At 68.3% G+C, this 10779-nt stretch carries 12 protein-coding genes and 1 pseudogene; all 13 read right to left on the reverse strand.

Annotation, left to right across the window (positions count from 1 at the left end):
• A partial coding sequence (gene pnp, locus ACT4N8_RS11045; RefSeq protein WP_444858176.1) for a polyribonucleotide nucleotidyltransferase occupies window positions 1–1247 on the reverse strand: 1247 nt, incomplete at its 3' end.
• A 161-nt stretch (window positions 1248–1408) separates the two neighbouring features.
• Complete coding sequence (gene rpsO, locus ACT4N8_RS11050; protein ID WP_444858177.1) at window positions 1409–1678, reverse strand: 30S ribosomal protein S15; 270 nt, start codon at window positions 1676–1678, stop codon at window positions 1409–1411.
• A 19-nt stretch (window positions 1679–1697) separates the two neighbouring features.
• On the reverse strand, window positions 1698–2579 hold the full coding sequence (gene truB, locus ACT4N8_RS11055) for a tRNA pseudouridine(55) synthase TruB (RefSeq protein WP_444858178.1): 882 nt from the start codon (window positions 2577–2579) through the stop codon (window positions 1698–1700).
• A gap of 9 nt (window positions 2580–2588) precedes the next feature.
• On the reverse strand, window positions 2589–2723 hold the full coding sequence (locus ACT4N8_RS11060; RefSeq protein ID WP_444858179.1) for a hypothetical protein: 135 nt from the start codon (window positions 2721–2723) through the stop codon (window positions 2589–2591).
• 21 nt (window positions 2724–2744) lie between these two features.
• Entirely contained in the window at window positions 2745–3401 is a 657-nt protein-coding gene (locus ACT4N8_RS11065; RefSeq protein WP_444858180.1) for a thymidine kinase, read from the reverse strand.
• Window positions 3402–3439: 38 nt separating this feature from the next.
• Window positions 3440–3991, reverse strand: coding sequence for a GNAT family N-acetyltransferase (locus ACT4N8_RS11070; RefSeq protein ID WP_444858181.1), 552 nt, complete (start codon window positions 3989–3991; stop codon window positions 3440–3442).
• Complete coding sequence (locus ACT4N8_RS11075) at window positions 3984–4718, reverse strand: hypothetical protein (protein ID WP_444858182.1); 735 nt, start codon at window positions 4716–4718, stop codon at window positions 3984–3986. The genes ACT4N8_RS11070 and ACT4N8_RS11075 overlap by 8 nt, the downstream gene beginning before the upstream one ends.
• Window positions 4708–5106: a 30S ribosome-binding factor RbfA gene (gene rbfA / locus ACT4N8_RS11080; protein WP_444858183.1), complete on the reverse strand. Its 399-nt coding sequence runs from the start codon at window positions 5104–5106 to the stop codon at window positions 4708–4710. The genes ACT4N8_RS11075 and rbfA overlap by 11 nt, the downstream gene beginning before the upstream one ends.
• Window positions 5106–5540 carry a PaaI family thioesterase gene (locus ACT4N8_RS11085; protein ID WP_444858184.1) on the reverse strand — a complete coding sequence of 145 codons (435 nt, stop codon included), beginning with the start codon at window positions 5538–5540 and terminating at the stop codon, window positions 5106–5108. The genes rbfA and ACT4N8_RS11085 overlap by 1 nt, the downstream gene beginning before the upstream one ends.
• 1 nt (window position 5541) lies before the next feature.
• On the reverse strand, window positions 5542–8058 hold the full coding sequence (gene infB, locus ACT4N8_RS11090) for a translation initiation factor IF-2 (protein ID WP_444858185.1): 2517 nt from the start codon (window positions 8056–8058) through the stop codon (window positions 5542–5544).
• 11 nt (window positions 8059–8069) lie between these two features.
• Complete coding sequence (locus ACT4N8_RS11095; RefSeq protein ID WP_444858186.1) at window positions 8070–8774, reverse strand: DUF448 domain-containing protein; 705 nt, start codon at window positions 8772–8774, stop codon at window positions 8070–8072.
• A complete protein-coding gene (gene nusA / locus ACT4N8_RS11100) occupies window positions 8755–10410 on the reverse strand; it encodes a transcription termination factor NusA (RefSeq protein WP_444858187.1) in 1656 nt (551 codons plus the stop codon). The genes ACT4N8_RS11095 and nusA overlap by 20 nt, the downstream gene beginning before the upstream one ends.
• A 5-nt stretch (window positions 10411–10415) precedes the next feature.
• Window positions 10416–10779: pseudogene (locus ACT4N8_RS11105) on the reverse strand (ribosome maturation factor); the annotation flags it as partial.

The raw sequence follows: 10779 nt of genomic DNA on the forward strand, positions 1-10779 counted from the left end.
ACGCCCTTGAGCGCCCGCCACGCCAGCTTGCCGTGGCCGACCTCGCGCCGCCCCGGGGCGCCGAAGCGGCCCACTTCGCCGACCGAATAAGGCGGGAAGTTGTAGTGGAGCATGAAGCGCTCGTAGCTGAGGCCGGTGAGGCCATCGATCATCTGCTCGCTGTCCTTGGTGCCCAAGGTGGTGGTGCAGATCGCCTGGGTCTCGCCGCGCGTGAAGAGGGCCGAGCCGTGGGTGCGGGGCAGGAAGCCGACGATCGCCTCGATCGGGCGGACCGTCTTGGTGTCGCGGCCGTCGATGCGCTTGCCGTCCTTGAGGATCGCGGTGCGGACGATCTCCGCCTCGAGCTTCTTCACCAGCTTGAGGGTGAGGAGATATTCGGCCGGATCGCTGTCCTTGAGGTCGGCGAGGGCCTCGCGGGCCTTGGCGCGGGCCTCGTTGATCGCGTTCTGGCGCTCGGACTTGTTGGTCAGCTTGTAGGCCGCCTCGAGGTCCTTGCCGATCAGGTCCTTGAGCCGCTGCTTCGCGGCCGAGACGTCGGCGGCGGGGGCGAGCTCCCAGGGGTCCTTGGCGGCCTTCTCGGCGAGGCCGATGATCGCCTCGATCACCTTCTGGCACTCGCGGTGGGCGAACATGACGGCGCCGAGCATGACCTCTTCCGACAGCTCCCTGGCCTCGGATTCGACCATCATCACCGCGTCGTGGGTGCCGGCGACGACGAGGTCGAGCGCGCCTTCGCGGACCTCGTCCATGCTCGGGTTGAGCTGATATTCGCCGTCCTTGTAGCCGACGCGCGCTGCGGCGATCGGGCCCATGAAGGGGACGCCGGAGATGGTCAGCGCCGCCGAGGCCGCGATCATCGCGAGGATGTCGCTCTCGGTCTCGCCGTCATAGGAGAGCACCTGCGCGATCACGTTGATCTCGTTGAGGAACCCCTCCGGGAACAGCGGCCGGATCGGCCGATCGATCAGGCGGCTCGTGAGAGTCTCCTTCTCGGTGGCGCCGCGCTCGCGCTTGAAGAAGCCGCCCGGGATGCGCCCGGCGGCCGAGAATTTCTCCTGATAGTGGACGGTGAGCGGGAAGAAGTCCTGCCCTTCCTTCACCGAGCGCGCGGCGGTCACCGCGCAGAGGACGACGGTCTCGCCGTAGGTCGCGAGCACCGCGCCGTCGGCCTGGCGGGCAACGCGGCCCGTTTCGAGCGTGAGGGTCTTGCCGCCCCACTCGATCTCTACTTTCTTCATGTTGAACATCTGTTTTCCTTACCGAAACCCGCGGCCATATGCGGCGGGGGCCTCTTGTCGCGGGCGGTTTGCCCGGCTTTTTCCGGACCCTTATGGTCCGTCCCAGGCGCCGCCGGATTGCGGGCGCCCGATATGCGAAGCGGCCCGCTTGTGGGGCCGCTCCTGAAACTTTACTTGCGAAGCCCGAGCTTGGCGATCAGCGCGCTGTAGCGGCCCTCGTCCTCGCGCTTGAGATAATCGAGCAGCGCGCGGCGCTTGTTGACGAGCATCAGGAGGCCGCGCCGGGAGTGATTGTCCTTGGCGTGGGTCTTGAAATGCTCGGTCAAATTGGCGATCCGCTCGGTGAGGATCGCGACCTGCACCTCGGGGCTGCCCGTGTCGCCCTTGTTCTGGGCGTTGTCCTTGATGATCTTCTGCTTGCGCTCGGCGGTTACCGACATCGTTTCACTCCTTCATCGGTCACAGGTTGAAGCCGCGCAGCACCCGGAGCTCACCTCCTGAAAGCTCCACGAGCGCGACCGGTACGTCTTGGTCGGTCGCAAGGTGGAGCCCCGGCTGTGCGGCGATCCCGATCAACTTGCGCCCCTGGCGGAGCGCCCCTGCCTGATCGGGGGTGACGGGTAGAGCCGGGATGTCGTCCAGCCCCGCCGCCAGCGGCAGGAGGTGTCTTTCAAGGCTGCGGCCCTTAGCGGCTGCGGCCAATTTGTCCAGCGAAATCGCCGAATCCAGAGTGAAGGGGCCCGCCTTGGTCCGCCGCAACATGGCGACGTGGCCGACCGTATCGAGCGCCCGGGCGATGTCCCGCGCGAGGCTGCGGATATAGGTGCCCTTGGAGACGCGGGCGGAGAAGGTCGCGGTGTCCTTCTCGCACGCAACCAGATCCAGACCATGGATCGTCACCTCGCGCGCCTTCATCTCGACCCTCTCGCCGGCGCGGACGCGGGCATAAGCGGGCTTGCCGTCGATCTTCAGCGCCGAATAGGCCGGCGGCACCTGCGCGATCGCCCCGGTGAAGCGCGGCAGCACCGCCTCGATTTCCGCGCGCGTCGGGCGTGTCTCCGAGGTCGCGATGACCGTCCCTTCCGCGTCGAGTGTGTCGGTCTCCGCGCCGAATGAAATCGTGAACTTATAGGCCTTGTCGGCGTCGAGCATTCGCCCCGACAGCTTGGTCGCCTCGCCATGAGCGATCGGAAGCACCCCGCTGGCCAAGGGATCGAGTGTCCCGCCATGGCCGACCTTCACCTTGGGATAGCCGCCTTCGCGCAGCGCGCGCTTGACCGCGCCGACGACCTGGGTCGAGCCGATCCCTACGGGCTTGTCGATAATGAGCCAGCCGTGCACCGGCCGCGCTTAGCGGCGCCGCTCGGTCCTGTCAGCCTTGGCGGGACGGGTCTCGGGGGACAGCGCCGGCTGCGACGCTGCGGGCGGGATCTGGACCTGTCCCGCGGCGATCATCGCGAGGGCGGTGAACAGCGGACTGACCATGAAAAACCTCCCCGAACCCGATCAGGATATGGGGAGCGGCTTTTCAGGTTCAATGCGCCGTTCGGCGCGGGCGATCGAAAGCCGCAATTGCTCGCCGTCGGCCTCGGCGAGACGGGCCATGAAATGGCGGCGGCAGAGCGAGATATAGCGGTCGTTGCCGCCGATCTCGATCGAGGCGCCCTTGGCGACCGCCCGGCCGTCTTCATCGACGCGCAGGTTCATCGTCGCCTTGCGGCCGCAGTCGCAAACCGCCTTGAGCTCGACCAAGGTGTCGGCGAGCGCGAGCAGATGAGCGCTCCCTTCGAAGAGATTCGCCTGGAAATCGGTCCTGAGGCCGTAGGCGAGCACCGGAATGTCGAGCTCGTCGCAGATCGAGGCGAGCTGGACGACCTGCGCCCGGGTCAGGAACTGCGCCTCGTCGAGCAGGATGCAGTGGAGCTTGCGCTTCTTCAGCTCGTCCTCGACCTCGGCGCGGATGTCGGTCTCCGATCCAAAGAGATTGCCGCCGATCTGCAGCCCGATCCGCGAGGCGATCACGCCGGCCGCGACCCGGTCGTCGATCGCGGCGGTGTAGAGCATCGTCTCCATCCCCCGCTCGCGATAGTTGAAATCGGCCTGGAGCAGGGTCGTCGATTTCCCGGCGTTCATCGAGGCGTAGTAGAAATAGAGCTTGGCCATGGCCGCATCTTAGCGCCGCGTCTGTCCGCCGCCAGCGGCTAATCCCGCGGCCATTCCCCGGCGAGGATCGAGAAGAGGACGGTGTCGCGGACATGGCCGGTCCAGGTGATCCGGTCGGCGCGCAGCACGCCTTCGCGCACCGCGCCGAGCTTCTCAAGCGCCGCCTGGCTGCGGGCGTTGCGCGCATCGACGCGGAACTCGACCCGCCGCAACCCGCAGCCGAAGGCGCGCTTCAGCATCATGTCCTTGGCGCGGCGGTTAAAGCCGGTGCCGCGGAAGGCGGGGCGGTAATAGGTGCTGCCGATCTCAAGCACCTGCCGTCCTTCGTCGATGCCGAGGAAGCTCGACATGCCGACCAGTTCGTCGCCCTCGAACAGGACGAAGGTCCGGTTCCGCCGATGGCCGCTCAGGAGACCGATATTGCGGTCGAAATCCTCCGGCCCGTAATTGGTCGCATAGATCCGCCAGATGTCGGAATCCTCGGCGCAGGCGGCGCGCAAGGCGTCGCGATGCCGTTCCTCGAACGGCTCGCCGCTTACCCCTGCGCCAACGAGCGGTCGCCCGAGGGTACCGATATCCAGGTCAGCCACCGGCTGGGGCCTCACACCACAGTGGCTCTCCGGCAATTGCCTCCTCGGGGAAGAATTCGTCCAGTTCGATCTCGTCGAGCGAGGGCCGGTGGCGGTGGTTCAGGCGGCGCCACACGGTGCGGTTGCGATCCTGGTCGATATAGCCCGCCGTGAGCCGGGCACGGCCGGTGAGATAGTTGATGCTGGTGCCCGTCATGCAGCCGCCGGAGACGCCGCTGTCGTCATAGCCGATCAGGCGCATCGCGCCGTCCTGCCAGCGAAAGCGATGGCTCGACCAGCCGCGCAGATGCTCGAACCAGACGACGAGGCCGCCGCGCTCGAGGCGGATTGTCTCCTCGCCCGGCGGCATGTCGCCGGTCGCCGGCACGGTCGGCCTGGGGAACAGGCCCCGATTCACCGCCGCGCGCCGATAGCCGCCGCGTTCGGCGAAGGCCACGAGGAGCAGGTGCGGATTGGTATCGAGTCGCCGGCTTTCGTGGCCCATCGGAATTCCGACGATATTGGCGGGGTCGCGCATCTTGAGCAGCAGCACGAGATCGCGGGCGCCGTCGCCGTTCAAATCTCCCTGCCTGCGCACGAGCATTTCCCAGCCGGCCGGGACGAAGCCCGCCGCGTCGTTCGCGCGGATCGGCAGCTCGGGATAGCTGACCGGGGGCAATTCGACCGGCTGACCCGCAGCCGGGGCGGCGAGCAACAGGGCAGCGGCGACCGCGAACCTAGTCTTCATCCCGCGCAAGATCGCGCGACACGGCGGGCGAGCGCAAGAGCGTATCGATATGGCTGCCCTCGTCGAAGCTCTCGTCCAGGAGGAATTTGAGCTTGGCCGCATATTTGGTGTTCACGCGGCGCGCGACCTCGCTTTGCAGATAGGCGGTGTTGGTGCGCAGCGCCTTCAGCACCGCTTGCGCATTGGCGCCGAGCAGCGGGATCACGAACACGGTGGCGTGGCGCAAATCGGGCGACATCCTGACCTCGGTGACCGAGACGCTGTGGCTGGCCAGGGTCGGGTCGTGGACGCCGCCGCGCATCAAGATTTCGCTGAGCGCATGGCGCACCTGCTCGCCGACGCGCAGCAGCCGGACCGAGCGGCCTTCGGGCGTCTCGGGCTGGCGCATCAGCCGCGCCCTCCCGCCACCTCGCCCCGCATCGCGCGCGAGCTGAAGGTGGCGCGCGCGACCAGCTCGCCCGCCTCGTCGAACAATTCCGCCTCGGTGAAGACGACCGTCCTGCCCAGATTCACGACCCGGCCCTTGCCGACGAACCGGCCGGGCCGTGCCGCCTTCACGAAGGAGACGGTGAAGTCGATCGTCGGCGCGTAGACCTCTCCGTCGGTCATCGCGAACAGAGCCGGGCCCTGCGTGTCGTCGAGCATCGCGGCGAGGAAGCCGCCCTGGACGGTGCCGGCCGGATTGACGAAGCGCTCGTCGGCGGTGAAGCCGATCTCGATCGTCCCTGCTTCGGTATCGACCTCGCGCAAGGTCCAGCCGAGCAGCTTCGAAGCCGGCGGCAGCTCGAACCGGTCGAACACCGAGGGCGGCGGACGCTCCATGCTAGAGCGTCCGCTCGCGCTCCTCGACCTCGTAGGTTTCGAGGGTGTCGCCGGCCTTGATGTCGGTGTGGCTTTCGAAGGTGACGCCGCATTCGAGGCCCGCGCGGACCTCCGGCACATCGTCCTTGAACCGCCGCAGCGACGCGATCGAGCCGTTGTAGATGATCACGTCGTCGCGCATGATCCGCGCCTTCAGGGCCTTGCGGATATAGCCTTCGGTGACGAGCAGGCCCGCCGCCTTGCCGTGCTTGCCGGCGGAGAAGACCTCGCGGACCTCGGCGCGGCCGACCACATTCTCGATCATAAGCGGGCCGAGTTCGCCCGCCATCGCCGCCTTTACCGCGTCGGTCAGGTCGTAGATCACGTCGTAATATTGCATGGCGACGCCCTGGCGCTCGGCGATCTCGCGCGCCTTGGCGTTGGCGCGGACGTTGAAGCCGATGATCGGTGCCCCCGAGGCGCCGGCCAGGGTGACGTCGCTTTCGGTGATGCCGCCGACGCCGGCGTGGAGCACGCGGGCGCGGATGTCCTCGTTCGAGATCTTGTTGACCGCCTGGACGATCGCCTCGACCGAGCCCTGCACGTCGCCCTTGATCACCAGCGGGAATTCGACCGCCTGCTTCTCCTTCAGCGCGGAGAACATCGTGTCGAAGCTCGCCGGCGCGTTCGTCGTGCGCTTGGTGTCGATCACGCTCTGGCGATAGGCGGCGACCTCGCGGGCGCGGGCCTCGTTCTCGACGACGCTGAGCACGTCGCCCGCGCTCGGCACGCCGCCCAGGCCGAGCACCTCGACCGGAAGGCTCGGTCCCGCCTGCTTCACCTGGCGGCCATGATCGTCGATCATCGCCCGGACCTTGCCGGAGATCGGCCCCGCGACGAAGATGTCCCCGACCTTCAGCGTTCCACGCTGAATGAGCACGGTGGCGAGCGGACCGCGGCCCTTGTCGAGCCTGGCCTCGACCACCGCGCCTTCGGCGGCGCGATCGGGATTGGCCTTGAGCTCGAGCAGTTCGGCCTGGAGATGAATCGCCTCGAGCAACTTGTCGAGATTGGTCTTCTTCAGCGCTGAAACCTCGACGTCCTGGACCTCGCCGCCCATGTCCTCGACGACGATCTCGTGCTGGAGCAATTCCTCGCGCACCTTCTGCGCATTGGCACCGGGCTTGTCGATCTTGTTGATCGCCACGATCATCGGCACGCCGGCCGCCTTGGTATGATTGATCGCCTCGATCGTCTGCGGCTTCAGGCCGTCGTCGGCCGCGACCACCAGGATGACGATGTCGGTGACGTTGGCGCCGCGCGCGCGCATCTCGGTGAAGGCCTCGTGGCCCGGCGTATCGAGGAAGGTGATCTTCGACTTGTCCGGCAGGCTTACCTGATAGGCGCCGATGTGCTGGGTGATGCCGCCGGATTCGCCGGCCACGACATTGGCGCCGCGGATCGCGTCGAGCAGGCTGGTCTTGCCGTGATCGACATGGCCCATGATCGTGACCACGGGCGGGCGCGGCTGCAGCGTCTCGGCCGCGTCGACATCCTCTTCCGACTGGATGTCGATATCGCTCTCACTGACCCGCTGAATGTTGTGGCCGAACTCGGTGACGAGCAGCTCCGCCGTGTCCTGGTCGATCACTTCGTTGACGGTGACCGGCATGCCCATTTTGAACAGGGACTTGACCAGGTCGGCGGCGCGCTCCGCCATCCGGTTGGCGAGCTCGCCGACGGTGATCGCGTCCGGGACGACGACGTCGCGGACCTGCTTGGCCGACGGGCCGGCCTCCATATGGGCGCGGCGCTCCTTCTCGCGCGACCGCTTCAGCGCGGCGAGGCTGCGGGCGCGGGCGTCGCCGCCCTCGTCGAGGGCGCGGGTGACGGTGAGCTTGCCGGACTGGCGGCGCTCGTCGCGGCCCCGCGTGGGGCGCGCCGGCTCCGGCCGCTTGACCGGCTGGAAGCCCCTCGGCGCGGGACGGGCGTGACCGGCGCGGCGCCCCTCCTCGGCCTCTTCGGCGACAGGCGCTTCGGCGGCGGGCTCCTCGGCCGGGCGCGCGGCTTCTTCGGCGGCCTTGCGGGCGTCTTCTTCGGCCTTCTCGCGCGCCTCTTCCTCGGCGCGGCGATTGTCCTCGGCGCGGCGCTTCTCGTCCTCGGTCGCGGCCTTGGCCTGCTTGTCCTCGCGGCGCCGCGCCTCCTCGAGCGCGGCGAGGCGGGCGTCCTCGGCCTCGCGCAGCAGCTGCGTCTGACGCTCCTTGCGGGTCGCGGCATCGTCGAGCGGGCGCGCGGCGGGCTTGGGCGCCGGGGCCGGCTCGGGCGCGCGCGCGGCGGGCGCCGGCGGCGGCGCGGCCTCCGGCTTCGGCGCCTCGGCCTCGCCGGGGCGGCCGAGGATCCGGCGCTTCTTGGTCTCGACCACGACGGTGTTCGAGCGGCCATGGCTGAAGCTTTGCTTCACCTTGCCCACTTCCACCGTGCGCTTGATGCCCAGCGGCGCGCGCACGCCCAGTTTCGGCTTGTCAGTCGTCTCGCTCACGCAAATTCCTTCTAGTCACTCACAGCCGAGGCGCCCGGCGATGGCGCCGAGGCGGCCTCTAACCCAGCATCTCGTCCGATAAAAGCGCGCCACCGCCCGATCGCGTGGAGGACGCGCGCCGCGGCGGCCCGGTCCACGATGGCCACATGTACCACATTTTCGCGGCCCAGCGCCAATGACAATATGGCTCTTGGCGCCGGCAAAACCAGTCCCTGGCGGCCGCTGCCCTCTTCCTCCAGCCCGACCCGCCAGGCCTGGGCGAGCTTGCGATTGCCCTCTTCCGACGCGTCGGCGGCGTGGAGCAGGGCATGGACCTCGCCCTTGCGCGCCGCCGTCTCGATCCGCTCCGAGCCGGTGACGAGGTTGCCCGCGCGCGCCTCCAGCCCGAGCCGGTCGAGCGCGGCCTGGCGCAAGGCCGCCTCGATCCGCTCGCCGAGGTCGTCGGGAGCCGAGACCGCATTGGTCTTGAATGCGCGGGCGAGCGCGCCCCGCAACTTGCCCTTCGCCTGCGCCGTTTCGAGCGTGGCGCGGTCGACGCCGAGCCAGGCGCCGCGGCCGGGGGCGCGGGCGCGAACATCCGGGGCAACATCCCCGCCGGGACCGAGCGCGAGGCGGATGAGGTCGTCCCGCGCGGCATGGGCGCCGCTCAGGATGCACCTGCGCTCGGGCGTATGGCCTTTCTTGCCGGCTAGCGACTCATTGGGAGGGGTCCGCAACCGCGTCCTCCCCATCCACGGCACCGCTGTCCTCGTCCTCGAACCAGTGCGCCCGGGCGGCCATGATGATCTCGTTGCCCTGCTCTTCCGAAAGGCCATAGTCGCCGAGCACGCCCCCCTTGTCCTCGGGACGTTTCGCCACCGCCTCCGGGCGCCGCCGCGGCTCGACCCGCTTGCGCGCGATCAGCTCGTCGGTGGCGAGATCGGCGAGATCGTCGAGGGTGCGGATATTGGCCTTGCCCAGAGTGACCAGCATCTGCTCGGTCAGATAGGGCATTTCGGCGAGCGCGTCTTCGACGCCCAGTGCCCGGCGCTCGTCGCGGGCCGCGGCCTCGCGCCGCTCCAGCGCCTCGGCGGCGCGGTTCTGCAGCTCGGCGGCGAGCTCCTCGTCGAAGCCCTCGATGCCCGAAAGCTCCTCGGCCTCGACATAGGCGACCTCTTCCAGCGCGCCGAAGCCCTCGGCGACGAGCAGCTGGGCGAGCGTCTCGTCCACGTCCAGCTCCTCCTGGAACATGGTGGAGCGCTCGACGAACTCGCGCTGGCGCTTCTCGGACGAATCCGCCTCGGTCATGATGTCGATGCCCTTGGCGGTGAGCTGGCTGGCGAGGCGCACGTTCTGGCCGCGCCGGCCGATCGCCAGGCTGAGCTGATCGTCGGGCACCACCACCTCGATCCGATCCTCCTCCTCGTCGATGACGACGCGGGCGACCGTCGCCGGCTGCAGCGCGTTGACGACGAAGGTGGCGAGGTCCTCGCTCCACGGGATGATGTCGATCTTCTCGCCCTGCAGCTCCTGAACGACCGCCTGGACGCGACTGCCCTTCATGCCGACGCAGGCGCCGACCGGATCGATCGAGCTGTCATGACTGATCACGCCGATCTTGGCCCGGCTGCCCGGATCGCGGGCGGCGGCCTTGATCTCGATAATGCCGTCGTAAATCTCAGGCACCTCCAGGGCGAACAGCTTCTTCATGAAGTCGGGGTGGGCGCGGGAGAGGAAGATTTGCGGTCCCCGATTCTCGCGGATCACGCGCAGGATGATCGAGCGGACCCGGTCGCCGACGCGGAGCAATTCGCGCGGGATCTGCGCATCGCGCCGGATAACTCCCTCGGCGCGGCCGAGATCGACGACGACGTGGCCGAACTCGACCCGCTTGACGACGCCGGTGATGATCTCGCCGCCGCGCTCCTTGAACTCCTCATATTGGCGCTCGCGCTCGGCGTCGCGGACCTTCTGGAAGATGACCTGCTTGGCGGCCTGGGCGGCGATGCGGCCGAACTCTATGGGAGGAAGAGGGTCAACGATAAAATCGCCCAGCTTCGCGTCCTTCTGGAGCTTCTGCGCGTCCTCCAGGTTCACCTGCTTGAAATAATCGTCGACCTCCTCGACCACCTCGACGACCCGCCACAGGCGAAGATCGCCGGTCGTCGGATCGAGCTTGGCGCGGATGTCGTTCTCGGCGCCGTAGCGGGCGCGGGCGGAGCGCTGGATCGCGTCCTCCATCGCCTCGATGACGATCATCCGGTCGATCAGTTTCTCGCGCGCGACCGCATCGGCGATCGCGATCAGCTCGGCCCGGTTGGCGGAAACGGCGCCCGGAGCGGACGGGGTTGCGCTGGGAGCTTCGGTGGCCATGATGTTCAGTCCTGTTCCTCTGTGAGTTCTTCGAATTCTTCCGCGCCCTCGGGGGAGAGCGGTTGGGTGGCAGCGATCAGCTTATCGGTGAGCACGAGCTTGGCGGAATCGATCCCGGCGAGCGGCAAGCGGGTCTCGCCCTGCCCCGGCACATCGATCAGCACGTCCTCGCCCGCCGCACCGAGCAGCACACCGCGATATTGACGCCGCGAACCCGTCTCGCCGGAAAGCGTCAGCCGGGCCTCGTGGCCCTTCCAATCCTCATAGTCCCGGCGCCGGGTGAGCGGCCGGTCGATGCCGGGCGAGCTGACCTCCAGCCGGTAGTCGTCCGACAGATGCTCGTGCCGCTCGGCGATCCGCCGGTGCAGC

It is taken from the genome of Sphingosinicella sp. (assembly GCF_052387495.1).
Classification (GTDB): domain Bacteria; phylum Pseudomonadota; class Alphaproteobacteria; order Sphingomonadales; family Sphingomonadaceae; genus Allosphingosinicella.

What these genes read in the sequence shown, in the direction of transcription:
- nusA (WP_444858187.1), bottom strand. Translation starts at nt 10,410, where the DNA reads ATGGCCACCGAAGCTCCCAGCGCAACCCCGTCCGCTCCGGGCGCCGTT.
- rpsO (WP_444858177.1), bottom strand. Translation starts at nt 1,678, where the DNA reads ATGTCGGTAACCGCCGAGCGCAAGCAGAAGATCATCAAGGACAACGCC.
- ACT4N8_RS11075 (WP_444858182.1), bottom strand. Translation starts at nt 4,718, where the DNA reads ATGAAGACTAGGTTCGCGGTCGCCGCTGCCCTGTTGCTCGCCGCCCCG.
- ACT4N8_RS11060 (WP_444858179.1), bottom strand. Translation starts at nt 2,723, where the DNA reads ATGGTCAGTCCGCTGTTCACCGCCCTCGCGATGATCGCCGCGGGACAG.
- ACT4N8_RS11085 (WP_444858184.1), bottom strand. Translation starts at nt 5,540, where the DNA reads ATGGAGCGTCCGCCGCCCTCGGTGTTCGACCGGTTCGAGCTGCCGCCG.
- ACT4N8_RS11065 (WP_444858180.1), bottom strand. Translation starts at nt 3,401, where the DNA reads ATGGCCAAGCTCTATTTCTACTACGCCTCGATGAACGCCGGGAAATCG.
- rbfA (WP_444858183.1), bottom strand. Translation starts at nt 5,106, where the DNA reads ATGCGCCAGCCCGAGACGCCCGAAGGCCGCTCGGTCCGGCTGCTGCGC.